This window comes from Leisingera sp. ABD4_442 (assembly GCF_056160905.1).
The window spans coordinates 1-24,469 of the sequence record NZ_JBSWYB010000014.1 but is presented as its reverse complement, the minus strand read 5'-3'; the positions used below and the strand labels follow the sequence as shown (position 1 = coordinate 24,469).

22 protein-coding genes, 1 tRNA gene and 1 riboswitch are annotated in these 24,469 nt (G+C 63.7%); of the genes, 6 read left to right on the top strand and 17 right to left on the bottom strand.

What is annotated here, in order from left to right; all coding sequences use genetic code 11:
• Positions 1 to 35 precede the first annotated feature (35 nt).
• Genes ACXAHG_RS12545 through ACXAHG_RS12530 form a run of 4 tightly spaced genes read right to left on the bottom strand, consistent with a single transcriptional unit; the run spans position 36 to position 3,934 of the window.
• Positions 36 to 1,154, bottom strand: a complete 1,119-nt coding sequence (locus tag ACXAHG_RS12545) for a DNA polymerase III subunit delta' (protein ID WP_475057777.1) — start codon at positions 1,152 to 1,154, stop codon at positions 36 to 38.
• Complete coding sequence (gene tmk, locus ACXAHG_RS12540; protein WP_475057774.1) at positions 1,151 to 1,786, bottom strand: dTMP kinase; 636 nt, start codon at positions 1,784 to 1,786, stop codon at positions 1,151 to 1,153. The genes ACXAHG_RS12545 and tmk overlap by 4 nt, the downstream gene beginning before the upstream one ends.
• Positions 1,783 to 2,997 carry a D-alanyl-D-alanine carboxypeptidase family protein gene (locus ACXAHG_RS12535; RefSeq protein WP_475057910.1) on the bottom strand — a complete coding sequence of 405 codons (1,215 nt, stop codon included), beginning with the start codon at positions 2,995 to 2,997 and terminating at the stop codon, positions 1,783 to 1,785. The genes tmk and ACXAHG_RS12535 overlap by 4 nt, the downstream gene beginning before the upstream one ends.
• Positions 2,981 to 3,934, bottom strand: a complete 954-nt coding sequence (locus tag ACXAHG_RS12530) for an SPOR domain-containing protein (protein WP_475044632.1) — start codon at positions 3,932 to 3,934, stop codon at positions 2,981 to 2,983. Before ACXAHG_RS12530 ends, ACXAHG_RS12535 begins: the two co-directional genes overlap by 17 nt.
• Positions 3,935 to 4,175: 241 nt before the next feature.
• Between ACXAHG_RS12530 and ACXAHG_RS12525 the strand changes: the two genes are divergently transcribed.
• The 4 genes from ACXAHG_RS12525 (at position 4,176) to ACXAHG_RS12510 (ending at position 8,797) form a co-directional block, all read left to right on the top strand.
• A tRNA-Ser gene (locus ACXAHG_RS12525) sits at positions 4,176 to 4,265 on the top strand.
• A 672-nt stretch (positions 4,266 to 4,937) separates the two neighbouring features.
• The gene (locus tag ACXAHG_RS12520; protein WP_475057771.1) at positions 4,938 to 5,909 is read left to right on the top strand and encodes a UDP-glucuronic acid decarboxylase family protein; all 972 of its coding nucleotides are present in this window, start codon (positions 4,938 to 4,940) and stop codon (positions 5,907 to 5,909) included.
• A gap of 121 nt (positions 5,910 to 6,030) precedes the next feature.
• Positions 6,031 to 7,407, top strand: coding sequence for a glycosyltransferase family 61 protein (locus tag ACXAHG_RS12515; RefSeq protein WP_475057769.1), 1,377 nt, complete (start codon positions 6,031 to 6,033; stop codon positions 7,405 to 7,407).
• Positions 7,408 to 7,474: 67 nt separating this feature from the next.
• Entirely contained in the window at positions 7,475 to 8,797 is a 1,323-nt protein-coding gene (locus ACXAHG_RS12510) for a UDP-glucose dehydrogenase family protein (RefSeq protein WP_475057766.1), read from the top strand.
• 468 nt (positions 8,798 to 9,265) lie between these two features.
• Here ACXAHG_RS12510 and cobF read toward each other — a convergent pair whose 3' ends face one another.
• From cobF to cbiE, 6 genes are read right to left on the bottom strand one after another with little or no spacing between them, the layout of a single operon-like run.
• Complete coding sequence (gene cobF / locus ACXAHG_RS12505; protein WP_475057763.1) at positions 9,266 to 10,018, bottom strand: precorrin-6A synthase (deacetylating); 753 nt, start codon at positions 10,016 to 10,018, stop codon at positions 9,266 to 9,268.
• Positions 10,019 to 10,043: 25 nt separating this feature from the next.
• Positions 10,044 to 10,778, bottom strand: coding sequence for a uroporphyrinogen-III C-methyltransferase (gene cobA / locus ACXAHG_RS12500; protein ID WP_475057761.1), 735 nt, complete (start codon positions 10,776 to 10,778; stop codon positions 10,044 to 10,046).
• Positions 10,775 to 12,094, bottom strand: coding sequence for a cobyrinate a,c-diamide synthase (locus tag ACXAHG_RS12495; RefSeq protein WP_475057759.1), 1,320 nt, complete (start codon positions 12,092 to 12,094; stop codon positions 10,775 to 10,777). Before ACXAHG_RS12495 ends, cobA begins: the two co-directional genes overlap by 4 nt.
• A 4-nt stretch (positions 12,095 to 12,098) precedes the next feature.
• Entirely contained in the window at positions 12,099 to 12,893 is a 795-nt protein-coding gene (gene cobM, locus ACXAHG_RS12490) for a precorrin-4 C(11)-methyltransferase (protein WP_475057757.1), read from the bottom strand.
• The gene (locus tag ACXAHG_RS12485) at positions 12,890 to 13,267 is read right to left on the bottom strand and encodes a cobalamin biosynthesis protein (RefSeq protein ID WP_475057755.1); all 378 of its coding nucleotides are present in this window, start codon (positions 13,265 to 13,267) and stop codon (positions 12,890 to 12,892) included. The genes cobM and ACXAHG_RS12485 overlap by 4 nt, the downstream gene beginning before the upstream one ends.
• A complete protein-coding gene (gene cbiE / locus ACXAHG_RS12480) occupies positions 13,264 to 14,460 on the bottom strand; it encodes a precorrin-6y C5,15-methyltransferase (decarboxylating) subunit CbiE (RefSeq protein ID WP_475057752.1) in 1,197 nt (398 codons plus the stop codon). Before cbiE ends, ACXAHG_RS12485 begins: the two co-directional genes overlap by 4 nt.
• Between cbiE and ACXAHG_RS12475 the strand changes: the two genes are divergently transcribed.
• Positions 14,459 to 15,199, top strand: a complete 741-nt coding sequence (locus ACXAHG_RS12475; protein ID WP_475057751.1) for a cobalt-precorrin-6A reductase — start codon at positions 14,459 to 14,461, stop codon at positions 15,197 to 15,199. The genes cbiE and ACXAHG_RS12475 overlap by 2 nt on opposite strands.
• Here the strand turns inward: ACXAHG_RS12475 and cobJ are convergent.
• From cobJ to ACXAHG_RS12440, 7 genes are all read right to left on the bottom strand, one after another.
• Positions 15,196 to 15,960 carry a precorrin-3B C(17)-methyltransferase gene (gene cobJ / locus ACXAHG_RS12470; protein ID WP_475044612.1) on the bottom strand — a complete coding sequence of 255 codons (765 nt, stop codon included), beginning with the start codon at positions 15,958 to 15,960 and terminating at the stop codon, positions 15,196 to 15,198. The genes ACXAHG_RS12475 and cobJ overlap by 4 nt on opposite strands.
• On the bottom strand, positions 15,957 to 16,673 hold the full coding sequence (locus ACXAHG_RS12465; RefSeq protein WP_475044610.1) for a precorrin-2 C(20)-methyltransferase: 717 nt from the start codon (positions 16,671 to 16,673) through the stop codon (positions 15,957 to 15,959). Before ACXAHG_RS12465 ends, cobJ begins: the two co-directional genes overlap by 4 nt.
• 2 nt (positions 16,674 to 16,675) lie before the next feature.
• Positions 16,676 to 17,305, bottom strand: coding sequence for a precorrin-8X methylmutase (locus ACXAHG_RS12460; RefSeq protein WP_475044608.1), 630 nt, complete (start codon positions 17,303 to 17,305; stop codon positions 16,676 to 16,678).
• Between the two features lies 1 nt (position 17,306).
• The gene (gene cobG, locus ACXAHG_RS12455; RefSeq protein WP_475057748.1) at positions 17,307 to 18,470 is read right to left on the bottom strand and encodes a precorrin-3B synthase; all 1,164 of its coding nucleotides are present in this window, start codon (positions 18,468 to 18,470) and stop codon (positions 17,307 to 17,309) included.
• On the bottom strand, positions 18,467 to 21,712 hold the full coding sequence (gene cobN / locus ACXAHG_RS12450; RefSeq protein WP_475057745.1) for a cobaltochelatase subunit CobN: 3,246 nt from the start codon (positions 21,710 to 21,712) through the stop codon (positions 18,467 to 18,469). The genes cobG and cobN overlap by 4 nt, the downstream gene beginning before the upstream one ends.
• Positions 21,713 to 21,864: 152 nt before the next feature.
• The gene (gene cobW / locus ACXAHG_RS12445; protein ID WP_475057743.1) at positions 21,865 to 22,899 is read right to left on the bottom strand and encodes a cobalamin biosynthesis protein CobW; all 1,035 of its coding nucleotides are present in this window, start codon (positions 22,897 to 22,899) and stop codon (positions 21,865 to 21,867) included.
• 2 nt (positions 22,900 to 22,901) lie between these two features.
• A complete protein-coding gene (locus tag ACXAHG_RS12440) occupies positions 22,902 to 23,312 on the bottom strand; it encodes a DUF1636 family protein (protein ID WP_475057741.1) in 411 nt (136 codons plus the stop codon).
• Between the two features lie 97 nt (positions 23,313 to 23,409).
• Positions 23,410 to 23,615, bottom strand: a riboswitch (cobalamin riboswitch).
• Between the two features lie 51 nt (positions 23,616 to 23,666).
• Here ACXAHG_RS12440 and cobO point away from each other — a divergent pair.
• On the top strand, positions 23,667 to 24,302 hold the full coding sequence (cobO, locus tag ACXAHG_RS12435) for a cob(I)yrinic acid a,c-diamide adenosyltransferase (RefSeq protein WP_039173313.1): 636 nt from the start codon (positions 23,667 to 23,669) through the stop codon (positions 24,300 to 24,302).
• The last annotated feature ends 167 nt before the right edge of the window (positions 24,303 to 24,469 follow it).

Sequence of the window (24,469 nt, the reverse complement as noted above, 5' to 3'; positions counted from 1 at the left end):
ATCCTCTGGTGCCGCTTGCGCCGCGCCGGAAAGCCTCAGCGCGACGCGGTTTCCTGCATCTTGAAAACCGTATCTAGGACAAGGGCGGCGGGGTCAAGGTTCACCGCCTGCCCGTGCCGCGCACGCGCTGTCACTTCCGCTGCCAGGTCGGCCCAGGCCCGCGCCCTGCGGGGATCGGGCGACAGGCGCTGCAGCATCGCGGCCTCCTGCGGTGCCGCTTCCGGCGCTGGCGGCGCGCCGGTGGCGCCGGTGCGGGCCAGCCGGGCCAGCGCCATCTCGGTCAGCGACAAGAGGAGTTCAAAGCGTTCCGCGGCACCCCGCTGCGCTGCCGCCTCGGCAAGCGCCATCGCGCGCTGGCGGTCCAGCCGCGGCATCGAATCCAGGATCTGCACCAGTTCGGCATAGATCCTGAGCCCGCCCAGGTTGATCAGCCGCAGCGCCGCCCCGACCGAGCCGCCAGCCAGGGCCGCCAGGTTCTCCATGTTTTCGGGCAGCTCCACCCCGGACTGGGCCAAGGCGGCCTCCATGTCCGGTGCGGACAGCGGCCCCAGCCGCAGGGTGCGGCAGCGGGAGCGGATGGTGGGCAAAAGCCGCGAAGGCTGGTGCGAGATCAGGAAGATCGTGGTCCGCGCCGGCGGCTCCTCCAGCATCTTCAAGAGCGCATTGGCGGCACTCACGTTCATGTCGTCGGCAGCATCCACGATCACCACCCGGCGGCCGCCGTCGGTGGCCGACAGGCCAAAGAACCGGTTCAGCTTGCGGATGTCGTCGACCACGATCTGGCTGCGCAGCTTGCCCTTGTCGTCATAAGAGCGGGTGATCGGCGCCAGGCCGGGCTCAGCCAGCGCCTGGATCCGGTGCGAGACCGGGTGTTCGGGATCGATGTCCAGCGACTGCGGCGGCGGCGGGGCACCGAACAGCCCGTCCTCGGCCGGGGGTGTCGCCAGCAGAAAGCGCGCAATCCGCCAGGCCAGCGTTGCCTTGCCGACGCCTTGCGGGCCGGTCAGCAGCCAGCCGTGGTGCAGCCGGTCGGAATTATAAGCTGTCAGGAAATCCTGCTCTGCCGCCTCCTGGCCGATCAGGCGCAGGGTCTCGCGCGGATGCGGCGCGCCCTCGGCCTGGTCGGCGCGTGGCAGCTCGTCGTCAGCGCTCATGCCAGGGCCTCTTCCGCCAGCTTGCGGACGTCTGCGGCGACCTCCTCCACCGGGCGGGCGCCATCGACCACGCGGAAGCGGTCCGCGAATTCCTGCGCCAGCGCCAGAAAGCCTGCGCGCATCTTTTCCTGCAGCCCGACGCCGAAATCCTCGAACCGTTCTTCCTTGCCCTGCCGCCCCTTGGCGCGGGCCAGGCCCTCAGCCGGGTCCATGTCGATCAGCAGGGTCAGATCCGGCTCGCGGCCGATTATCAGCTTGTGCATCTGGTCGACAGCCGCGCGCAGGTCGCCGCGCGACAGGCCCTGGTACATCCTGGTGCTGTCGGCAAAGCGGTCGCAGATCACCACCTTGCCCGCCGCCAGGGCAGGCTCGATGGTGCGCTCCAGATGGTCGCGCCGCGCCGCCATGAACAACAGAAGCTCTGTCTCCGCCGACCAGCGGTCAGGATCGCCCTCCAGCACCAGGCGGCGGATTTCCTCAGCCCCGGGCGAGCCGCCAGGCTCCCGCGTCAGCACCACATCGCGGCCTGCTGCGCGCAAAGCCTCTGCCAGCAGGCGGCATTGCGTTGATTTTCCTGACCCGTCAATACCTTCAAAGGTGATGAACAGGCCGCGTCCCGTGTCAGCCGTCACAGCGCCCCCTCGGGACCGGTCAGGAACTGCTTGATCAGCACCTGGGCCGCGGTTTTCACCCGCACAACAAAGCCGCCCGCAGGCACATCGCTTTCTGCCACCAGCGGCAGCCGCACCTCTGGCAGTTCCTCGGGCTGCAGGACCAGTTCGGCCAGGCGCTGGCCCTTTTTCACCGGTGCCTCGATCGGGCCGTTATAGACGACTTCACCCTGGATGGTCTTGGCCGACAGCGAGGGCAGCAGGATTTCCAGATCCTTGGCCGGCACCAGCCCTACCGATCGTTGCGCGCCCCGCCAAATTTCGGCTTCCGCGATGGAGATGCCCTCTTTGGCAACGGTTTTCTTGGTAAATTGGCGAAACGACCAGTTAACGAGGGCCTCTGCCTCCTCTGCCCGGCCGCGCTCTGTGTCCAGTCCAGAGACCACAAAGATTACCCGCCGGTCGCCCTGCTTGGCGGAGCCGACCAGGCCATAGCCTGCTTCCTCGGTATGGCCGGTCTTCAGACCGTCCGCCCCGATCCCCAGCTTCAACAGCGGGTTGCGGTTGCGGGTGTTGGAGGGCGCGCGGCCGTCGAATTCGAAATGGGTCTCGGCAAACAGCGGGTAGTACTCGGGAAAGTCCTCGATCAGCCGCTCCGCCAGGATCGCCAGGTCATGCACGGACATCCGGTGCCCGGCAGCAGGCCAGCCGTTGGAATTGGCAAAGGTCGAGGCAGTCATGCCCAGATCCTGCCCGCGCTTGGTCATGTACCGGGCAAAACCGGCCTCGGTTCCGTCCGGGCTCAGCGCCTCGGCAATCACCACGCAGGCGTCATTGCCGGACAGCACGATGATGCCGCGCAACAGATCCTCGACCCGGACCCGGTCCTGAGTGTCCAGGAACATGGTGGAGCCCTTGTAGCTCATCGCGTGTTCACTGACCGGCAGCCGCTCGTCCAGTGTCAGCCTTCCGTCACGCAGGGCCTCAAAGGCCACATAGAGTGTCATAAGCTTGGACATGGAGGCAGGCGGCAGCGGCACATCGGCGTTCTTGGACAGAAGCACTGTATCGGTCCCGGCATCCAGCACATAGGCCGCGCGGGCCTTGGTGTCGAAAGCCGCGGCAGAGAGCGCCGACAGGCTGACAGCCAGGCCTGCGGCCAAGGCGAGACGCAGCGAAGACGGGAAAGCGCGGGCCGGCCGCGCCGTGTTCTGCTTAGTTAGTGACAGCATAGGCATCCGCAAATCCGGTTTCCTTTACGCTTTTCAGCAGCTGGCTGCGTTCGGACTTGTTCTGCGCCGGTCCGACCAGCACCCGCCAGAAGGCTTTGCCGCTGGAGGATTGTTCGCGCACCACTGGTACCATGCCGGCGCTGCGCATCATATTGGCTGTGCGCTTGGCATTGGCTTCGACGCTGAAAATACCGATCTGAATGAAAGGCTTGTCCAGCGAGGATTTCTGCGGCTTGGCGGCAGGGGCCGGCGCAGCAGCTGGTTCCGCCCGGGCCGGCGGCGCGGTTGCAGCCAGGGCTGAGGGCGCCGTGGCGTCAATTGCAGCGGCAGCACCGGCAATCGGGTCCAGTGGCGTTTCGGTGATGTCCGCGCCGGCAGCAGAGGCCAGCTCCAAGGCGGCATCCGTTTCGGCCTCAGCAGCGGGCAGTTTCGCAGCCGGATCCTCTGCGGCGGGTTCATTGCTGACTTCTTCGCGGCGCAATGCGGTCACGTTCAGCTCGGACGGGGCGCCTGCCAGCATACCCAGAGCGGCGGCAGCGTCCGAGGAGACCTGCAGGCGCGGGCCCGGGATCTCCCGCTCGCGCCGGAACAGGGCGCCGATCACAAACTGGCCGTTTGCATTGTTGCGGATGATCACCCGTTCCGGGTCCTTGGTGTCCGGATGCGCCACCCAGACGCCGCCGATCGAGGGCCGCCCGTCCCACAGGCCCGCTTCGGTGACCTGGAACACATCCGGCGCTTCGACGTCGCGTTCAACCAGCTTGGTGCGGCTGGACGCCTTGGCGCCGCTGCTGCTGCCGGCAGTGGCGGCGGCTTCCGGTTTCGGCTCTAGAAAGCCCAGTTTCGGCCCGTCTTCGCAGCCGGCCAGTACCAGCAGTCCTGCGACCGCCACGGCGATCCGCGGGGCCGTCCTTGCTCTCGACACGGTGTCTTTCATGCTCTCATCCTTGCCTGTGCCCGCGGCGCTTTTGCGCCCCCGCCGGGATGTCCGGTCTTTTTGATTTGGCGGCATGATAGCCTGCACATCCAGCCATGAAAACCCTGACGGGCTGCGGTGTCCGGTAAACCCGCGGCGGTGGCATAAATCCGCGCGGCGCAGAGGCGCGTGCGGATTTCTCTTGCAGTGCGGATTCCCCCTTGCCTCGCTGCGCGTTGCGTCCTAAACCGCTGCACGGACCGGGGAGGTGGCAGAGTGGTCGAATGCGGCGGTCTTGAAAACCGTTGAACGTGAGAGCGTTCCCAGGGTTCGAATCCCTGTCTCCCCGCCACCAAATCAGATAAGTGCTGCTGACTAATAAGAGTGCCAAAGAGGCCGGGCCGCCGGGTGGTTCCAGTATTTTAATGCGGTCATGGTCTGCTTCCGGTTCTGTCCCGGAGACTTCACGCCTCAGTATGCCAATTGCTTCTGACATGCTGCTTGCCAGTTCTTTAGGGGTGTCAAAAGTCTTCTGAGACAATGCTGCGGTGATGTGCTGGTCTTTGGGGGGGCGGGCTTTGCCTGCGCCTGTACTGCGCCCGGATCCTGACAGGCTGAAAAGGGGCGCTTCTCCGCGAACATTTTTCGTGCAAGGGTTGTGGCTAGGCCCGAAGCCCGGATGTGGTTGCCGGCGCACCCAGGAAGGCGGAGCAGAAGCAGAGGCAGACATAAAAAATGGATCCGGCTTTGCAGCCGCAAGTGCACCCGGGCCGTACTGGGCGGCAATTCTCCTGCCGGGGGTGGTGGTTCAAACCCCAGCCCGGCCAGCATGGAGGGGGAGAAGGGCAGGATCTATGCGGAAACCTTTCCAAGGCCTATGGGGGCAGTTCAATGGGTGAAAAAAAGTCCCGAACAAATCTGATGGATCTGTCTTGACCCTTAGATGGAACTAATGATCTTAGGCAGCTGTTGATCGCCAAGATAGCGCAGCCACAAATTTTGATACAGCAACCAGAGGGCCTAAATGGCACGTTATTACGAAAGCAGAAAGCGCATCCTTGTTACCGGTGGAGCTGGTTTCCTCGGGTCCCATCTCACGGACAGGTTGCTTGAGCAAGGTCACGAAGTTCTCTGTGTCGACAATTTGTTTACGGGCACGAAGAGGAATATTGACCATCTTCATAGCCATCCGCGGTTTGAGTTCGTTCGGCAAGACGTCACCTTCCCGCTCTATGTTGAGGTTGATGAAATCTACAATTTGGCCTGCCCGGCATCGCCGGTGCACTATCAGCACGATCCAGTGCAAACGACGAAGACTTCTGTCCACGGCGCGATCAACATGCTGGGGCTTGCCAAGAGGCTGAAATGCAAAATCTTTCAGGCTTCCACCAGTGAGGTGTATGGCGATCCGGATGTTCATCCGCAGCCTGAAGGGTACTGGGGCAGCGTGAACCCCATCGGCATTCGCTCGTGCTACGATGAAGGCAAGCGCTGTGCAGAGACCTTGTTCTTTGATTACCACCGGCAGCATAACCTTGAAATCAAGGTTGCGAGGATCTTCAATACCTATGGGCCGCGGATGCACCACGCTGATGGCCGCGTGGTGTCGAACTTCATTGTTCAGGCATTGTCAGGGCAGCCAATCACGATCTTCGGCGACGGCAGCCAAACGAGATCCTTCTGCTACGTTTCGGATTTGGTCGAGGGCTTCATGCGCTTGATGGAAACGTCAAGTGACGTAACTGGTCCTGTGAATTTGGGAAATCCTTGTGAGTTTACGATATCCGAGCTTGCAGAGGCTGTGGTGGAGTTGACGGGGTCGAAATCCGAAATCGTCTATGAAACTCTGCCTTCGGACGATCCAAAGCAAAGACAACCCGATATTACCCTGGCCAAAAATACACTGGGATGGGAGCCTGAGGTTCAACTCAAAGAAGGTTTGGGCAAAACAATTGAGTACTTTAGTAAGCGTTTGAAGGAGTTGGAGCTCCTCTAAAATACGGGCCAAATCCACCCTGTGCCATGTCAGGCTATAAAGCGGTAAAACGCGTTAAAGGACACGAGCCGGGCCAATACTTGGACAATTCTGCAGGAAACGCTTGAGGATATCACGTGTAATGAAGACCAAGAATAATGACCAAGCGCATGGTGCTACTGAGGAAATAAGCCCGTCGATGCAGATTCTGGCGACCCTTGAAACACAAGGGGCCGCCAGGGCTGTCGAGGTTGGCAAGGACCTTCTTCAAAAGAATTATTTCGACACAGCAACGCGGGAGGCCTTGGCTCAAGCCTATCGGGGATGCAACCGCGATGAAGAGGCGCGGCGCCTTCTCCCTGGCCCTGTGAAGCCATCCAATCCGAAGTCGCTGAAAATGGTCTCGCAAAGTGATCCGGAACTTGAAAGCCGGGTTCTGGCAGCAGGCAGCGATTATCCGGATATCCCGCCAGTTTCAATTCGTGACAACGGCAGGTCCTTCAAGCTGAGGACGCCACTGAACTTTCAGGATCTCCCGGAGAAAGTTCAACAGCACCCCGAATTCAAACACCGCGACATCACTATTGAGCTTCCTGGTTCCAGAACTGTTGCTTTTCCGAACGCACGGTATAGTGCGAAAGGAGCATTCGTAACCAGGGACTTTGAAGCCATTAACACCAATCGTGTTGGGCATCACAAATTGTCTGGTGTCTACTTTGCCCCTGGTTTGGGCTGGCATGTCGATTTGGATGAAGAACCGGATGACCTGGGTGAGCCCGTTTTCCTTTTTCAACGTCATCCGATGGTCAATTACTATCATTTTATTATAGAGCAAGTGTGCCATTTGCTCACATGGAAAGAGGTGTTTGAGCCCAAAGGGATTAAAGTGCTTCTGAGGCGTAATGACTTTCTTGATTTGACGCTGCAGATGCTCGAATTTCTGGAGATTGATACTCAGAAAGTGCTGTTTACTGACGCCGCGTATATGACTGCACCGCTATTAATCAGGCCTGATGTTGCGATGCATACGGAAACGAGGGGAACGTTTGTTACGGCTGCCACGCTCGATTATTTTGACTTCGCTGTTGACAATTATCGGGGCGGCAACCGCGGCAGCACACCCAAACGAATTTTCATTTCTCGCAAGGATGTCTCAAAACGAGGGCTTCTGAACGAAGCTGAGCTGGTAGAAACTCTGAAGAAGTTCGGGTTTGAAGAAGTCGTGTTGAGCGGTATGACCATTGATGAGCAGGTCGAGCTGTTCTCGAATGCAGAAGCGGTCGTCGCGGGACACGGAGCAGGGCTAACGAACATTGGATATTGCCGTCCCGGCACCTTTGTTCTGGAAATAACCAAGACCTTCACTCTGGATCGCGTGCGAATTTTCTGGGAGCTTGCTGCCGCCCGTGATCTGAATTTTGCGGTTGTGTGCGCAGAAGATGATCAAAAAGATCACTCGACTTCTTTCGCGGCGCCGATTGAAGAAGTCTCAGAGTGTCTTGCCAAGCACTTGGGATGATTCTTCGCCGTGTCTGACCTGACTTGGTTCAGGTCAGGGAAATCTAACGCAGTCCAAAGGAAGTTCTGTGAAGATTGCTATGATTGGCACTGGTTACGTCGGGCTGGTGTCTGGTGTCTGTTTTTCCGATTTCGGGCATGAGGTCGTCTGCGTGGATAAAGATCCCCAAAAGATTGAGCAACTCAACCAAGGTGAAGTGCCTATCTTTGAGCCTGGCCTGGACGAACTTGTTTCCCGGAATATGAAGGCTGGACGCCTTTCATTCACGCAAGATCTTGCTTCCGCTATTGAGGGTGCCCAGGCGGTTTTTATCGCTGTTGGAACTCCCACCCGGCGCGGAGACAACCACGCTGACCTTTCTTATGTTATGGCTGCTGCTAAGGAGATTGCGGAATTTGCTCGGGGGTATTTGGTGGTTGTTACCAAATCCACGGTGCCAGTTGGTACCAACCGCAAAGTTCAATCCGTAATCAAAGAGGCAAATCCTGAATTGGATTTTGACGTGGCCTCTAATCCTGAATTCCTGAGAGAGGGAGCTGCAATCGAAGACTTCATGCGCCCTGATCGCGTGGTTGTCGGTGTGCAGAGCGAGCGCGCAGAGAAAGTAATGGCTGACATTTACCGGCCGCTTTACTTGCGTGATTTTCCGATTTTGAGCACGGATCTCGAGTCCGCTGAAATGATCAAGTATGCTGCGAACGCATTCTTGGCAGCGAAGATTACTTTCATTAACGAGATTGCCAGACTCTGCGAACGTGTCGGAGCGGATGTGAAAGAGGTTTCTCGGGGAATCGGGCTTGACGGCAGGATTGGTAATAAGTTCCTGCATGCCGGTCCTGGCTATGGCGGATCATGTTTCCCGAAAGATACCAAAGCCTTGTCGCGGATCGGCCATGAGTACGGTGTTCCGATGCAGATTACCGAGACCGTGATAAAGGTGAATGAGGAAATCAAGCATCGTATGATCGAGAAGCTGCTTGATCTTTGCGATGGTAGTTTCAGCGGCAAGGTCGTTGCCGTTCTAGGCGTAACCTTCAAGCCGAACACTGACGATATGCGCGATGCTCCTAGTCTGACAATCATTCCCAACATGATTGGTCATGGAGCAAAAGTGAGGGTCTGCGATCCGCAAGGACGGCGTGAAGGCGAAGAGCTTTTACCGGGGGTGGCTTGGCTGGAAGATCCCTATGCGGCCGCAGAGGGTGCAGACTTGTTGGTCATTCTCACTGAGTGGAACGAGTTCCGTGCATTGGATCTGCAAGAGCTTGCAAAACGAATGGATGTTCCGCGATTGGCGGATCTGCGGAATGTGCATTCTGCAGACGATGCAAAAGCCGCGGGCTTTGTCGCTTACGAAGGTGTCGGTCGGATAGGATACAGGAGAAGCTGAGCTTTTCTGCCGCAACTGGAACATTGACTTATGCCGAGGGTTGCGGCGCTGCTGACTTCCTTGTGGCGAAGATCGGCAGGTTTGAACTCCTGGCTGACGTCTGTTGCCGAACCCCCGCCGGCGTTTGTACTGCCGAGTGCCGCTGCACCTTGCAGGCGGTTGAAAATTCGTGGTGAGCCGGCTGCTGGGGGAATAGGCGCAGTTAACTGCGCAGCACCGGCCAAGGGATGCTGCGTAGTTTAGCGCACAAAGAGAATAATCAGGAACGGAGATGACTTTAACCGTCACTCCCTGTTTCGCATGTGTTTTGCGTGACTTTAAACTAAGCGGCTGAATTCGCTTAATATACCGCAGGCATTAAAACCATTGAACGTGACAGCGTTCCCAGGGGCCGCAACCCCGTGTCCTCGCGGCCAAATCAAACAGCTGCAGATGTGATCCGGCCGTTTCATGCAACGGCCGGGCTGTTCAGGTCTTGCGCAGCAGGTAGATGTCCATGATCCAGCCGTGCTCTGCGCGCGCCTTGACGCGGGTGGCGATGATCTGCCCGGTGACATCCGCCAGCGGCCCGGCGACGGAAATCTGGTTCTCCATCCCGGCATAGGCCGTCCAGAAGATCTCCACCCCCTGCGGGGCAATCGCCTGAAAGGAGCACTCCCCGTCCAGCATGATCACCAGCGTATCAGCACTGTCCGGCCAGCCGTTTTCGCGCAGCTGCCGTCCGGTGGTGACAGTGAAGGGGGCGCCAATTTCGTTGACTGGAATAGCATGGGCCGCGGTCAGCGCTTGCATCGACGTAATGCCCGGGACCACCGTCAGCTTAATTTCGGCCAGCGTCTTCAGCCGTTCGGCAATCCGCATGGTGCTGTCGTAAAGCGATGGATCGCCCCAGACCAGAAAGCCGGCCTTGCCGCCCTCCGGCAGGTTGGCGGTGATGGTTTGCCACCAGATGCCGGCGATGGCGTCATGCCAGTCGTCCACGCGCTTGCGGTAGCTCTTGGTGGCCTCGTCGCGCACCGGCAAGGCGAATTCGACGATCTTCGGGGCATCGCCCTTGATCGCCCGGTTGCAGATCTCCCGGCGAAGCCCCGCAAGGTCGTCCTTTCCCGCACCCTTATTGGGGATCAGGATCAGATCCTGCGCGTTCAGCGCCTCGATCGCCTGCAGCGTCATGTGCTGCGGGTTGCCGGTGCCGATGCCGATCAGGGAAAGCTCTATCATAGAAGGGTCTTTCTGAATTGCAGGCTCAAGCGGCGGGCAGGTCCTGATCGGCCAGCGGGCCGTACAGGATCAGCACCGGTGCCTTGGTTTCCATCGCGCGCAGCACTGATGGCAGCTCGCCCACATTGTGGCAGAACAGTTTCTGTTCGGGAGTGGAAACCCCCTGCGCCACCAGCGCGTGTGTGTCCGCGGGCAGGCCTGCCTCCATCAGCTTTTCCGCCAGATCGGCAAAGGTGCGTTTACCCATATAGACCACGGTTGTGGCATGCGGGTCGGCCAGCGCCGCCATGTTCAGGTCGTCCGGCAGACCGCCGGTCACGTCATGGCCGGTGATGAATTGCAGCCGCCGCGCTGTCAGCCGCCGGGTCAGCGGAATGTTGGCCGCCGCCGCTGCCGCAGAGGCTGCGGTGACGCCGGGCACAATCTCAAACCCGATGCCGGCCTCGCGCAGCGCGGTCATCTCTTCCTCCAGCCGTCCGAAGACGCCGGAGTCCCCGGATTTCAGCCGCACCACGTTGAGGCCGCTCTGGGCGTAATCGACCAGCAGCTGGCTCACATGATCCTGCTTGGGAGAGGGGCGGCCGGCGCGTTTGCCCACGCCCACCAGATCCGCCTCAGCACGGGCATGGCTCAGGATCGGGCCTGAGGATAGATCGTCGAACAGGATCGCATCCGCTGCTTCCAGCCGCTTCACCGCCTTGACGGTCAGCAGTTCCGGATCGCCGGGGCCGGAGGAGACAAAGCTCACAAAGCCACTCATGCCTGTTCTCCCGTGATCAGGTGGAAGAAGGTGCCTGTCACATGGCCCTTAATGGAACCGGTCTCCGGCACCGGGCCGCCGTCGGCGTCCATGACATTTGCCAGTGGCGCGTCGGGTTCTTCCAGAATGGTGGAGTAGTGGAACTCGTGCCCGCGCAGCGCCGTGCCTGCGTCAAAGCCCGGCATCCCGGCCTGCAGAATGGCACGGCGGTAGCCAAGGTGGAACTTGCGCTTTTCGTAGGAGGTCACAAGGCCCAGGAGCCCCAGCATTGCATGCCGGTTGCCTTCCTTGTCGATCAGCGCCTCGCCCAGGGCCATGTAGCCGCCGCATTCGCCGTGCACCGGTTTGGTCTCGGCGTGCTTGCGGACACCGGCGCGGAAGGTCTCCGCCGCCGCCAGCGTGCCGCCATGCAATTCGGGATAGCCGCCGGGCAGCCAGACCAGATCGGCATCCGCCGCGGGCGCTTCATCGGCCAGCGGCGAGAATGGCAGGATCTCTGCCCCTGCCGCGCGCCAGCCGGTCAGCAGATGCGGATAGGTAAAGGAAAACGCCGCATCGCGCGCCAGCGCAATCCGCTGGGCAGGCGGAGTTGGCAGGCTTGCCGGCGCGGGCGCCTGGCCCGCCAGTGCCGCGGCTTTGATGGCTTCCAGATCCACATGCTCGCGCAGGAACGCCGCATAGCCCGCGATGGCGGCCTCCAGATCGGGGTGTTCCACCGCCTGGATCAGGCCCAGATGGCGCTCCGGCAGGGTCAGGTCGCCGCGGCGGGGCAGGGAGCCCAGCACCTTGATGCCAGTCTTCTCCATCCCCAACCGGGTGAGGCGTTCATGCCGCGGGCTGGCCACCCGGTTCAGGATGACGCCCGCAAAGGGCAGGTCAGGGTCGTAGTTCTTGAACCCCAGCGCGGTGGCCGCCGCGGATTGCGCCTGGCCGCCCACATCCACCACCAGCACCACCGGCCAGCCCATCCGTTTTGCTGTTTCGGCAGAGGAGCCAAAGCCCGACTGCCCGCGCGTTGCCACACCATCGTACAGGCCCATCGAGCCCTCACCGACGCAGATTTCTGCGCCTGCCGACTGGCTGGTGACCGCATCCAGCAGCCCGCCGTCCATCGCCCAGGTGTCGAGGTTGAAGCTGGGCCGCTTGGCCGCTGCCAGGTGGAAGGCCGGGTCGATATAATCCGGCCCGCTCTTGTAGGGCTGCACGGTCAGCCCGTCCTCGGCCAGCGCACGCAAAAGGCCCAGCATCACGGTGGTCTTGCCGGTGCCCGAGGAAGGCGCCGAGATCATCAGCCCGGGAGGGTTCATGTTGGTCATGGCCTTAGTCGTCCCCATGGTTCCAGCTCGACCAAGGGCTGTCGGCGCTTTGCGGCCGGTAGCGGCGGTCGTAGTCGGCGGCGTACAGGCAGCTTTCGTCAAAGCCCTCGCCCTTCAGCACCGGACCCACCAGAATCAGCGCGGTGCGGGAGATCTTCTCGTCCAGCGATTCTTTCAGCGTGTCCAGCGTCGCGCGGATGATCTGTTGGTCCGGCCAGCTGGCGCGGTAGACCACGGCCACCGGGCAATCGCCGCCATAATGCGGCGTCAGGCTGTCCACCACATGGTCCAGATTGCCGATCGACAGGTGGATCGCCAGGGTGGTGCCCGTACGCGCAAAATTCTCCAGCGACTCGCCCTCAGGCATGGAGGACGCGCGGCCCGGGGTGCGGGTCAGCACTACCGACTGGCCCAGGCCCGGCAGCGTCAGTTCAGTGCCAAGCGCAGCAGCGGCAGCGGCAAAGGACGGCACACCGGGAGTGACGCTGACGGGGATGCCTTCGGCCTTCAGGCGGCGCAGCTGCTCGCCCATCGCCGACCACACCGACAGATCGCCCGAATGCAGCCGCGCCACGTCCTGGCCCGCCTCATGCGCCGCCTTGATCTCTGCCACGATGGCCTCCAGGTCCATCGCTGCGGTGTTCACGATTTTCGCGTCCGCTGGGCAGTGGCTCAGGATTTCCCCCGGCACCAGCGAACCGGCGTACAGGCACACCGGGCAGGACGCGATGATGTCGCGCCCGCGCAAGGTCAGAAGGTCGGCAGCGCCCGGTCCGGCGCCAATGAAGTGAACGGTCATGGCTCAAGTCTTTCTGCTATGGCCGCGGTGGCAAGCCCATCCGCGGTGACAACTCTGGGGGCCAGAAGGCGCGATTTTGCACCCGCTGCCCCATGGCGCGCCCCGGCCAGCGCCGCGGCTTCCGCCAGCGAGCCGGTGCCGAACCGCGCCTTGATCCGGTGCGAGCAGGTCAAGGTCTGCTCCCCGCTAATATCTTGTTCCTGCAAGGCAATCACCGGCAGCCCGGCGGCCTGTGCAAACGCCTGCATGGCCGGCGCTGCGGCCTTCTCCGCGATTGAAGCCAGCGCATCCACCTGCACCCCGGTCAGCGCCAGCGCCGCCTGCAAATCCGCCGCCGTGGCAGTACCGCGAAATCCGATCCCTGCCACTTTCATCGCGTGACGCTCCACTGGATCACAGGGCGTGCCCGCCGCCAGTCGCGCATCGACCCCAGCGGCCCGGCCTCGGCAATCTCCGCCTTCAGCAAATGCCCGCCGCGCGCCGCATGGGCCTGCATCAGCAGGGTCTCGGTCTCCAGCGTCACGCCATTGGCGACCAGCCGCGTGCCTTCTGGCAGCAGCTCCCACAGGTGGTCCAGCAGGGTCTGGGAGCCGCCGCCGCCGATGAACACGCAATCGGGCAGCGGTTGGCCTTCCAGCACCTCCGGCGCCTTGCCCAGTACCGCAGTCATCCGATGATCCAGCCCGAACGCCGCTGCATTGGCGCGGATATTCTCCAGCCGGCTCTCGCGCGGCTCAAATGTGATCGCCCGTGCCCTGCGCGCCGCCAGACACCACTCCACCGAGACCGAGCCGGAGCCGCCGCCAATGTCCCACAGCAGCTCGCCCGCCCGCGTCGCCAGTGCCGACAGCGTCAGCGCCCGCACTGGGCGTTTGGTGATCTGCCCGTCACTGATGAAATGCGCATCCGCCAGCCCCGACGCCTGCGGCAGCCCGGGCTGCATGGCCTCGATGGCCATAAGGACCGGAGCCCCCCCTGGCGGCATATCCCAGCCTTCGGCCGTGGTGCGGTGCAGCTGTTCCCTGGGGCCGCCAAGCCGTTCCATTACGGTCAGTTCAGCATCAGGCTGACCATGCGCGACCAGCCATTCCGCCAACTCTGCCGGGGCCTTTCCATCCCGCAGGGTGCAGATAACCCGCACACCCCGGCCCAACAGCGGCAGAAGCCGCGCATAAGGCGCGGCATGCAGGCCAAGGCACAGAACGTCCTCCAGCTTCCAGCCCAGCCGGTTGGCCGCCAGTGCAAAACAGGATGGCACCGGGTGTGAGACCCACTCATCGGGCGTCAGATCCCGCATCAGCGAGCCGCCGGCCCCATGCCAGAACGGATCGCCCGAGGCCAGAACAGCCACCTTGCGCCCGCGCATTTCCAGCACCGGTCCGGTGGAAAACGGCACCGGCCAGGGCTGGCCTTTGCTGCCAGCATCCACCAGTTCCAGATGCCGCGGACCGCCAAAGATAACTTCGGCTTCGGCCAGCGCCTTCCGGCTTGCATCCCCCAAGCCTTCCAGTCCATTTTCGCCCAGACCAATGATCGTAAGCCAGTGTTTGGAAAGGCCATCAGACATGACACGCATCCTTCTTCTGGGCGGCACTTCTGAGGCCTCGACGCTGGCAAAAGCCCTGGGAGAGTCGGGTGCGGATGCGGTGTTTTCCTACGCGGGCCGCACCGCCAAGCCGGTCAGCCAGCCGCTGCCGACCCGTGTCGGCGGCTTTGGCGGCGCCGAAGGGCTGGCGGCCTATTTGCAGGCCGAAGCCATCACCCATGTGGTTGACGCCACCCATCCCTTTGCGGCGCAGATGAGCACCAACGCGGTGCATGCCTGCGAGATGGCCGGCGTGCCGCTCTGCGCCTTCGAACGCCCTGCCTGGCAGGCGGGGCAGGGTGACAACTGGATCCACACCCTCAGCATTGAAGAGGCCGTAGACGCTTTGCCCCAGGTCCCTGCGCGGGTGTTCCTCGCAATCGGCAAGCAGAACCTTGCCCAGTTTGCGGCCAAGCCTCAGCATCACTACCTGCTGCGGCTGGTCGATGAACCCGAGGCCCCTTTGCCGCTGCCATACACCACGGTTGAGATCGCCCGCGGGCCGTTTGATGCGGCGGGAGACACCGCGCTGATGCAGCGCCAAGGTATCACCCATGTGGTGGCCAAGAATGCAGGCGGCACGGGGGCCGCAGCCAAGCTCACCGCCGCACGCGAGCTGTGCCTGCCGGTCATCATGATCGGCAGACCGCAGGTACCCGAACGGCCCGTCCTGGGCAGCGTGGCAGAGGTTATGGCCTGGCTGTCCCATTCCCCGGCTTAGGCCTCAGCCGCGTAGCGGGGGGTATAGACGTAGTTGCCGACCCGGCGGGTATCGCGGTTGCCTACAATCACCACGGTGCGCATGTCGGCCATCTCGGGCGTGGCCTCTTTCAGCGGCACCGTCAGCAGCTCTTGCCCCGGCTTGGTCACGTCGCGGGCAAAGGTGATCAGCGTGTCCTGACCGCAAGCCTCCCGCAGGATTTCCAGCGCGCGGGCAAACTGATGCGGCCGCGATTTGGAGCGCGGGTTGTAGAACGCCATCGCCAGCCCGGCCTCGCCCACCAGCTGCAGGCGCTGTTCAATGAGGCTCCAGGGTTTCAGGTTGTCACTGAGGTTGATGGCGGCAAAGTCATGCCCCAGCGGCGCGCCGATGGCGGCGGCAGCGGCCAGCATCGCGGTGATGCCGGGCAGCACTTTGATGTCCAGGTTCAGCCATGCGGGATGGGTTTCCGCATTGTTCTCCAGCGCTTCGAACACGGCGGAGGCCATGGCAAAGACACCCGGATCACCGGAGGACACCACGACAACCCGCTTGCCTTCGGCGGCCATCTCCAGCGCGTGGGTGGCGCGGTCGACCTCGACCCGGTTGTCGGTTGCGTGCAGGGTCAGACCCTCGCGCGGCTCGATGCGTTTGACGTAAGGGATATAGCCAACGATATCAGTGGCTTCCTCAATGGCGTCCCGCACTTCCTGGGTCACCAGCGCCTCGTTGCCCGGGCCAAGCCCCGCAATCACCACCCAGCCGTTTTGTGATACATTCATGGCCGGCGCCCCTGTCCGTGAACCAATACGATGGAGAAATAGGGAACCTCGCCCGTGATCTCCGAGAGCTTCTGCACGGTCTGGCCGGGCATGGTGCCGCGTTCGACCAGCCAGGCGTCATCCGCGCGGCCCGCGCGCTCCAGCGCGCGGCGCAGCTTGGGCAGGTTGCGGCCGATCTTCATCACCACCAGCGCGTCCGTCTCGGCGGCGCGTTTAGCCAGCTCATCCTCGCTGAGGGTGGCCATCGCCACGGTCAGCACATCGTCCCCCCAGGTGATCGGCTGGCCGGAGGCGGTCCAGCAGCCGGACATGCCGGTGATGCCCGGCACGATCTCCTGCGCGGCGCGGCCCTGCAGGCGGGTGTAAAGATGCATGTAGGAGCCATAGAGGAACGGGTCGCCCTCACACAGCACCACCACGTCTTCGTCCTGCGCGATCTCGGCGAGCGTATCGGCCCATTGGTCATAAAATTCAGCCAGCACCCGGTTGTATTCGGGGTCCGAGAAATGGATCTCGGTTGTCACCGGATATTCCATCGCGTGTTCGGTGACGCCCTCGGCCAGCATGCCCTCGACAATGGCGCGGGCCTGGCCCTGGCGGCCGGCCTTGCGGAAATAGGCGATGTGGCGCGCGTTTGAGATCAGCCGGTGCGAGCGGACGCTCATCAAGTCTGGATCACCGGGGCCGAGCCCTGCGCAAAAGACTGTACCCATGGTTACTCTTTCCAGCTCGCCAGCGCGTTCACGGCGGCGACGGTGATGGCGGAACCGCCCAGGCGGCCCTTCACGATCATGGACGGAACCGGAAGGTCCTCCATCAGCGCGTCTTTGGATTCCATCGCGCCGACGAAGCCCACGGGACAGCCGATGATGGCGGCGGGGCGGGGGCAGGACGGGTCCTTGAGCATGTTCAAGAGGTGGAACAGTGCGGTGGGGGCGTTGCCGATGGCGACCACGGCGCCCTCCAGCTTCGGGCGCCACAGCTCCAGCGCGGCCGCTGAGCGGGTATTGGACATCTCCTTGGCCAGCTCCGGCACCTGCGGGTCGCGCAGGGTACAGATCACCTCATTGTCCGCGGGCAGGCGCGGGCGGGTGATGCCTTCGCTCACCATATAGGCGTCGCAAAGGATCGGCGCGCCCTTGGCCAGCGCGGCACGGGCGGTCTCGGCCATGCCTTCGGAAAAGCGCACGTGCTCTTCCAGCCCCACCATGCCGGCGGCGTGGATCATGCGGACGACAACGCTTTCCTCGTCCTTGTTGAAGCGCGCCAGGTCGGCTTCGCGGCGGATGGTGGCAAAGCTCTCGGCGTAGATCGCGGCGCCGTTGGTCTCGTAGGTGTGGAGCATGTCAGCTGCCCTCTTTCAGAAGTTCGGGAGCGGCGCGCAAGGCGTCGGCGCTCAGGCGGGTCTTTAGCGGGAGATCCGCGGCAGTGCCATGGCGGATCAGGGAGAATTCGCCCGGACCGGTGGCGGTCAGGGTCAGCGGCGCGGCACCGGGGCAGGCGCAGCCCTTGGCGCAACCGGAGACATGCAGCTTTGTTCCGGCAGGGACATAGGGCGCCAGTTCCCGTGCCAGATCGCGCGTGGAGGAAAGCGCCTGCAGGCAGCCGGGCGCGCCGGTGCACGCGACTACCTGCAGGCGCGGATCCGCCGTATCCAGGATCAGGCCGGGCAGGGGCGGGAGGCTGGCCGCGCCCTCGACCAGCAGCATCCGCCAGGGAGTCAGGCGGATTGCGCCGTACTCTGCGAGACTGGCGAGCGTGGCAGCAGGCATCTGGCCGAACTCCAAAGCGGCGAGTGTCCCTGCAGGGACAGCGTCCGGCTTTGCGGTGAAGCTTGCCGCGGCCCGGAGAGCGGTATGCTCCGGCGGCGGCCCGCGGCGCGCAATCAGACGGTGCATCCTGCCGCGGCCTTCGGGCGCGCCGCCCTGTTCCAGGAACCAGCGGGCCAGCGCCAGGGCTTCGGGCACCGCGGATTCACGTGTGACCGGCTTGCCGGCGTCTGCGCCGTCCGCGCGCAGAACCAGGGTTTCGCCGGCGCGCTCGATGCGGATGTCGGCGCCGGTGTCTTGCAGGACGGGTTCGGCGCCGCAGTCGACAGCGAAGCCGAACTTGCCGGGCAGGGCAAGGTCCGTTGCCGCGGTCAGAGAAGCGCTCAGGTCTGTGGCGATTGCGTGGGTGTCGTCCCCTTCGCTCCAGAACGGAGCAAGCAGGACATTGCGGCGGGCTTCGGCCTGTGCGTCCGGGTCGATCAGGCCGAGATCGCGCAAACCTGCGATCAGCTCATCATGGGCGTCTTCGCGGATGCCGCGCATCTGCAGGTTGGCGCGGGCGGAAATGTCGAGGAGGCCGTTGCCGAACTCTTCAGAAAGTCTTGCGACACCGCGCGCCTGGCTAACGGACAGTTTACCGAGCGGCGCGCGCACGCGGACCACCAGCCCGTCGCCGGACATCATCGGGCGCAGGGCGCCGGGGCACCAGCCGTAGACCTTGGGGGCGGCGGCGGCACTCATGCGGCGCCCTCCAGCTCAGCCATGATCGAATTGCGCCGGGTGCTCCAGAGGCCTGCATCGAACAGCGCCCGGAAGCGGTCGCGCAGGGCGGCGAGCGCTTCGGGGTTTTCGCGCTCCATGAAATCGACCAGATCATCGCGGCCCAGGGTGGCCTCGAAGTAGAGGTCAAAGAGATGCGGCTGCACCACCTGCGCCAGATGGGCAAAGGCGGCCATGTGGTCCAGCGTGGCGGCGATCTCAGCAGCGCCGCGGAAGCCGTGGTTCATCATCGAGGTGGCCCAGTCCGGATTGGCGGCGCGGGCGCGGGTGACGCGGGCAATCTCCTCGCCCAGCGAACGCGCCTGCGGCTTGTCGGGGCGGGTGGCGTCCATGTGGTAGAGCGCCGGGGCGGTCTGGCCGATGCGGGCCATGGCGGCGGCAAAGCCGGCCTCATGCGCGGCGTAGTCCGAGGCGACCAGCAGGTCGGTTTCCGGCAGGTCCTGCAGATGCACGAAGCTGTCGGCGCCTTGCAGGCGGGTCTCCAGCGCCTCACGGGCGTCGGTGATCGCGCCCTTGGCGTCGATGGCGTGGGAGGAAGCGTTGAGCCAGGCCTCGCCCGCCGCGGCACGGGCCTCGTCGCTGTAGTCATCCAGATGCGGGTTCATCGACAGGCCGTACTGGCCCGGTTTGGGGCCGAAGACGCGCGGTGTCTCGGTAAGATAGGGGTTGTCGGCCTGGGTCTCTTCGCGGTTTGCCAGCGCGGTGGCGGCGCTTTCGAACATCTGGGCGAGGCCCGGGAAGACGTCGCGGAACAGGCCGGAAACCCGCAGGGTCACGTCGATGCGCGGGCGGTTCAGCATGGAGAGCGGCAGCACGTCGAAGCCGGAGACGCGTTCGGAGCCTTCGTCCCACTTGGGCGCCAGCCCCGCGAGGTGCAGCGCCATGGCAAATTCCTCGCCCGCGGTGCGCATGGTGGCGGAGCCCCAGAGGTCGATCACCAGCCCCTTGGGCCAGTCGCCGTGGTCCTGGAGGTGGCGGCGCAGCAGCTCTTCAGCCAGTTTGACACCTTGCGCATGCGCCGCCCGCGACGGCACCGCCCGCGGGTCGGTGGTAAAGAGGTTGCGCCCGGTCGGGATCACATCAGCGCGGCCGCGGAACGGCGAGCCGGAGGGGCCGGGCGTGACGATCTTCCCTTCCAGCGCAGCGATCAGCCCGGCGCGTTCCTCTGCCCCGCATTGGCCGGAGCCGAAGATGTGCAGCCCCTCGCCGTACTGGCTTTCCTTGATGTCGCAGACAAAGGCGTCGATGCGGGTGATCGCCTCTGCGGGCGACGTTTCAGGGGTAAGGCCCAGGTCGGCTTCGACGCCGGTGCCCTGTGCCTCGGCGCGGATGTCGCCGATCAGGCGGTCGCGGCGGGCCGGGTCGAGGCCGTCGGCGGTGGAGTATTCGTCCAGCAGGCTTTCGAGGCGGGACATGCCTTCGGGCAGGTTGGTTTGCGCCAGCGGCGGCGGCAGGTGGCCGATGGTGACAGCGCCGATGCGGCGTTTGGCCTGTGCGGCCTCGCCGGGGTCGTTGACGATGAAGGGATAGGCAACCGGGAGGGGGCCGGTCAGAACCTCGGGCCAGCAGGCGCCGGACAGAGCCACCGCCTTGCCCGGCAGCCATTCCAGCGTGCCGTGGGCGCCGATGTGGACCAACGCGTCGGTCTGGGCGCGTAGCCACTGGTAAAACGCCACATAGGCGTGGCGCGGGGTGCGGTCGAGGTCGTGGTAGTCGTCGACGCGGGTTTTGACCTCGCCGCGTTCGGGTTGCAGGGCAATCAGGGCGTTGCCTGCACGCAAGGCCTTGAAGTGAAAGGCACCGTCACGGCAATCAATATCTTCCTCCGGGTCTCCCCAGGCCTCAGCCAAAGTGTTCTGCAGGTCTTGCGGCAGGGCGGCGAGAGCAGTTTTGTACTCCGTGAGCGGGACGCTTAGCGTTTCGTCCATCAGCCGCAGGCCGGTGTTTTCCTGCGGCTCAACGGTATAGCCTTGGTCCCAGAGCGTGCGCAGGGTTTCGTCGCAGGACGCCAGCGCATCCAGTCCCACGGCATGGGCCAGGTTGTGGTCGCGGCCTGGGTAGGTGGAGAGGATCAGGGCAAGGCGCTTGTCTGCATTTGGAAGCTTGGCGAGGCGCAGCCAGCCTTCGACGCGGTCCACAGCCGCCTTGATGCGGTCCGCATCAGCCCGGTGAGCAAAGCGGGAATACTGCAGGTCCGGGTCTTTCTTGCCTGGCGATTTGAAACTGACGACACCGGCAAAGATGCGTCCGTCGACCTCCGGCAGCACCACATGCATGGCGAGGTCGGCGGGCGACAGCCCGCGGTCGGCCTCGGCCCAGTCCTTCTTGCGGGCGGTGGAGAGGGCGACCTGGAACACCGGGCAGCCGGTGGCGGAGAGCGGCGAGGCGCTGCCGTCTGTTCCTTGCGCTGAAAAGGCGGTGGCGTTGATGATGGCGGCGGGGGCCAGCTGTGGGAGTTTCTTGCGCAGCCAGTCCGCGGCAGAAGGCGCCTTGAGGCTGGCGGCAAAGGCGCCATAAGCGGCATAGCCGCGGGCGCGCAGTTCCGCGATCAGCGCATCCACCGGGGCGGTGTCGGCGGCGGTGAGGTAGGAGCGGTAGAAGCTCACCAGCACCAGCGGTTTGTCCTGCGGCGGCAGGTCGGCGAGCACGCCCTTGGCCGGGTCGTAGAAGCCGTGTTCCGGTGTCGTCTTGAGGCCGAGGACGGGGCCGGCGTAAAGCCCTGCAGCCAGCGACAGCTGGGCAAGTGCTGCCTGGGCCGCAACCGCACCGCCGGCGTCGCACAGGGATTGCAGGCGGCGCAGAGTGGAGACGGGCAGGGTGGACAGCTCATCAAGCCGCGCATCTTCGCGCCCGTCAGCGGGCAGGATCGCCAGCGCAATACCCTTGCGGCGGGCGAGGTCCTGCAGGGTGGCGAGGCCGTAGGACCAGTAGCTTTCGCCGCCGATCAGGCGGACGAGGACGCCCTTGGCGCCCTCCAGTGTCTGTTCTGCATACACGTCGACCGACAGCGGGTGCTTGAGCGCCACCAAGTTGGCGAGGCGCAAGCTGGGCAACTTGCCGCCCGCGCGGTGCCAGCCCGCCGCAAAGGCGCCGAGGTCGCTGTCGGAAAACGACAGCACCACAAGGTCCGCAGGCGTCTGCCCAAGGTCCTGCGGGGTATCGGTCTCGTCAAGGCCGTGGCTTTCGCGGAAGACGACGTGCATCAGTTTCTGCCTTTCCCGGCCAGCAAAATGGAGTCCCGGGGCGCAAGCCCCGGATCGCGCCCGACCCGCCCCCATGGGCGGGCGCGATTGCGCCCACCCCGGGACGGGCGCGATCCTTTCCGCTCATGAAAATTGCGGGTCAAGAGCATGCTTCAGGCCCCCAGCTCGGCGCGGATGGCCTGTTCGTCGATGTCGTCATGCTCGGCGATGACCACCAGGGCGGTCTTGCGCGGCTGCGCGCCCCAGGGCTGGTCGTATTGGGCACGCAGGCGCTCGCCCACGGCCTGCACAAGCATCCGCATCGGTTTCCCCTCCACCGCGACATAGCCTTTGACGCGCAGGATATTGCGCTCGCGGGCGAGTTTCACGATGGCATTTTGCAGCGCTTCCGGATCGGAGACTTCGCCCATTTCGACAACGATGCTTTCAAAATCGTCATGCTCGTGGTCGTGATGGCCGTCGTGGTGGCTGGGGCGGGCGTCCAGATCGTCCTCGGCAGCCGCCTCGAGCCCTAGGATGATGCGCGGGTCGATGACGCCTTCGCTCATCGGCAGGATCGGCAGCTTGCGCGGCGCCTCGGCCTCGATCACGGCGCGGGCCTTCTCGACGCCTTCGTCGCCGGCCAGGTCGGCCTTGGACAGAAGCACGATGTCGGCGCAGGAGACCTGGTCTTCGAAGACTTCGCTGAGCGGAGTTTCGTGGTCCAGGCTCTCATCTGCTTCGCGCTGGGCGGCAACCGCGTCCAGATCGGGGGCGAACTGGCCTTTGGCAACGGCCTCTGCATCGGCCAGCGCAATCACGCCGTCAACGGTGATGCGCGAGCGGATCGCGGGCCAGTCAAACGCTTTCAGCAGCGGTTTGGGCAGGGCCAGGCCGGAGGTTTCGATCACGATGTGATCCGGCTTTTCCGGCAGGTCCATCAGCTGCTCGATGGTGGGGATGAAGTCATCGGCCACGGTGCAGCAGATGCAGCCGTTTGCCAGCTCCATGATGTTTTCGGCCGGGCAATTGTCATCGGCGCAGGATTTCAGGATGTCGCCGTCGACACCGGCGGTGCCGAACTCGTTCACCACAACCGCCAGGCGCTTGCCCTGCGGGTTCTGCATCAGGTGGCGGATCAGGGTGGTCTTGCCTGCACCGAGGAAGCCGGTGATGACGGTGACGGGGATCTTATTGAGGTCGCTCATGTTTACTCCTGGGAGAAGAACTTGGCCGGCGGGATGCGGGCAACGGATTGCTTGCGGAAGGTCTGCGGGCGCTCGCGCCAGGGCACGACGCCGTCAGCGGTGGCGGCATAGGCGGCTGCGCCTTCCAGGATCTCGGGGACATGCTGGTCTGGGTCCAGGTCGCCATAGACATAGGTCCAGCGTTCTTCGCCGCCGACCAGCGCAACAGCGCAGCCGCGTTTGCAGGAGGACAGGCATTCCACGCCCCGCAAACGGACGCCTTCGGGCATTCCGGCCTCTTCCAGCGCTGCGTGCAGGATGGCGCCGGGGCGTGCGGCCTCGGGATCGGCGCCCTCGCGGCGGCAGGTGAGGCAAACGGTCAGCGTGACCGGTCCCTGGGTGCTGGCAGTCTTGCCTGCCATATCGTCAGCCATCAGCGCGTCTCCTGTCGCGGCAGGGCGTGCGGGATGGCCAGAAAGGGGCAGTGTCGTGCCAGCCCCTCACCCGGTTGCAGAACACCCCGTCTGCCCGTTGATCTCGTCGTCGCTGGCAGGTCTCCCGGCTTGCGGATGCCAAGGCGTTCGCCTTGCCGGCCATCCTGCCTTCCCGGGATATCTCCCAGTGGCATGGCGGCCTCATCCGGTCACGGTCGCGGGGGCGGCTGTGCTTCAGCCTGAGCAGGCCTTCACATTCCCTCTTCGCCTGTTTTCACAGGAACCAGCGGAACCCCCTTGCGCTATGGCGGGCTTCTTTGTCAAGACATGGGGTCAAACAGCTGGAGAGCCCCTATGAGCGAAAAGTCTGAAACCGGCATTTCAGAAGAAGAAGCCGCCCGTCACGCCTCGAAGATGGCTAAGAAGAAGGCCGCGCGCGACCGGATGATGAAGACCAAGGAGGGCGAGAAGGGACTGATCATCGTCCACACCGGGCCGGGCAAAGGAAAATCCTCATCGGGCTTTGGCATGATCATGCGCTGCATTGCCCATGGGATGCCGTCTGCGGTGGTGCAGTTCATCAAGGGCGCCTGGCAGACCGGCGAACGCACTCTGATCGAGGAGAACTTCAGCGATCTCTGCCAGTTCTACGCGATGGGCGAGGGCTTTACCTGGGAGACCCAGGACAAGGCGCGTGATATCGCTGCCGCCCAGAAGGGCTGGGAGAAGGCCAAGGAGATGATCCTGGACGAGCGCAACACCATGGTGCTGCTGGATGAGATCAACATCGCGCTGCGCTATGAATATCTGGACCTTGAGGAGGTGCTGGAGTTCCTGGTGGAGCAGAAACCGCCGATGACCCATGTGGTGCTGACGGGGCGCAACGCCAAGGAGGAGCTGATCGAGATCGCCGATCTGGTGACCGAGATGGGCCAGATCAAACACCCGTTCCGCGCCGGGGTGAAGGCGCAGAAGGGCGTGGAATTTTAATCCTTTCCAGGCACGCAAATTTGCGTGTGCCCGAGGTTTTGCGCTTTGCTTCGCAAATCGCCAGAGGGCGGGGGGGGGGGGGGGGGGGGGGGAGAGCGAAGGGGATTGAGCATGAGATAGGGGTTGGCGTGATACGGTCGTTCGGTGAAGCGCGCGGGCACCCCCAG

Excerpts from the sequence above, each read along its gene's own strand:
- ACXAHG_RS12545 (WP_475057777.1), bottom strand. The coding sequence starts at position 1,154 with ATGAGCGCTGACGACGAGCTGCCACGCGCCGACCAGGCCGAGGGCGCG.
- ACXAHG_RS12535 (WP_475057910.1), bottom strand. The coding sequence starts at position 2,997 with ATGCTGTCACTAACTAAGCAGAACACGGCGCGGCCGGCCCGCGCTTTC.
- ACXAHG_RS12530 (WP_475044632.1), bottom strand. The coding sequence starts at position 3,934 with ATGAAAGACACCGTGTCGAGAGCAAGGACGGCCCCGCGGATCGCCGTG.
- ACXAHG_RS12520 (WP_475057771.1), top strand. The coding sequence starts at position 4,938 with ATGGCACGTTATTACGAAAGCAGAAAGCGCATCCTTGTTACCGGTGGA.
- ACXAHG_RS12515 (WP_475057769.1), top strand. The coding sequence starts at position 6,031 with ATGAAGACCAAGAATAATGACCAAGCGCATGGTGCTACTGAGGAAATA.
- cobF (WP_475057763.1), bottom strand. The coding sequence starts at position 10,018 with ATGATAGAGCTTTCCCTGATCGGCATCGGCACCGGCAACCCGCAGCAC.
- cobA (WP_475057761.1), bottom strand. The coding sequence starts at position 10,778 with ATGAGTGGCTTTGTGAGCTTTGTCTCCTCCGGCCCCGGCGATCCGGAA.
- ACXAHG_RS12495 (WP_475057759.1), bottom strand. The coding sequence starts at position 12,094 with ATGACCAACATGAACCCTCCCGGGCTGATGATCTCGGCGCCTTCCTCG.
- cobM (WP_475057757.1), bottom strand. The coding sequence starts at position 12,893 with ATGACCGTTCACTTCATTGGCGCCGGACCGGGCGCTGCCGACCTTCTG.
- ACXAHG_RS12485 (WP_475057755.1), bottom strand. The coding sequence starts at position 13,267 with ATGAAAGTGGCAGGGATCGGATTTCGCGGTACTGCCACGGCGGCGGAT.
- ACXAHG_RS12475 (WP_475057751.1), top strand. The coding sequence starts at position 14,459 with ATGACACGCATCCTTCTTCTGGGCGGCACTTCTGAGGCCTCGACGCTG.
- cbiE (WP_475057752.1), bottom strand. The coding sequence starts at position 14,460 with ATGTCTGATGGCCTTTCCAAACACTGGCTTACGATCATTGGTCTGGGC.
- cobJ (WP_475044612.1), bottom strand. The coding sequence starts at position 15,960 with ATGAATGTATCACAAAACGGCTGGGTGGTGATTGCGGGGCTTGGCCCG.
- ACXAHG_RS12465 (WP_475044610.1), bottom strand. The coding sequence starts at position 16,673 with ATGGGTACAGTCTTTTGCGCAGGGCTCGGCCCCGGTGATCCAGACTTG.
- ACXAHG_RS12460 (WP_475044608.1), bottom strand. The coding sequence starts at position 17,305 with ATGCTCCACACCTACGAGACCAACGGCGCCGCGATCTACGCCGAGAGC.
- cobG (WP_475057748.1), bottom strand. The coding sequence starts at position 18,470 with ATGAGTGCCGCCGCCGCCCCCAAGGTCTACGGCTGGTGCCCCGGCGCC.
- cobN (WP_475057745.1), bottom strand. The coding sequence starts at position 21,712 with ATGCACGTCGTCTTCCGCGAAAGCCACGGCCTTGACGAGACCGATACC.
- cobW (WP_475057743.1), bottom strand. The coding sequence starts at position 22,899 with ATGAGCGACCTCAATAAGATCCCCGTCACCGTCATCACCGGCTTCCTC.
- ACXAHG_RS12440 (WP_475057741.1), bottom strand. The coding sequence starts at position 23,312 with ATGGCTGACGATATGGCAGGCAAGACTGCCAGCACCCAGGGACCGGTC.
- cobO (WP_039173313.1), top strand. The coding sequence starts at position 23,667 with ATGAGCGAAAAGTCTGAAACCGGCATTTCAGAAGAAGAAGCCGCCCGT.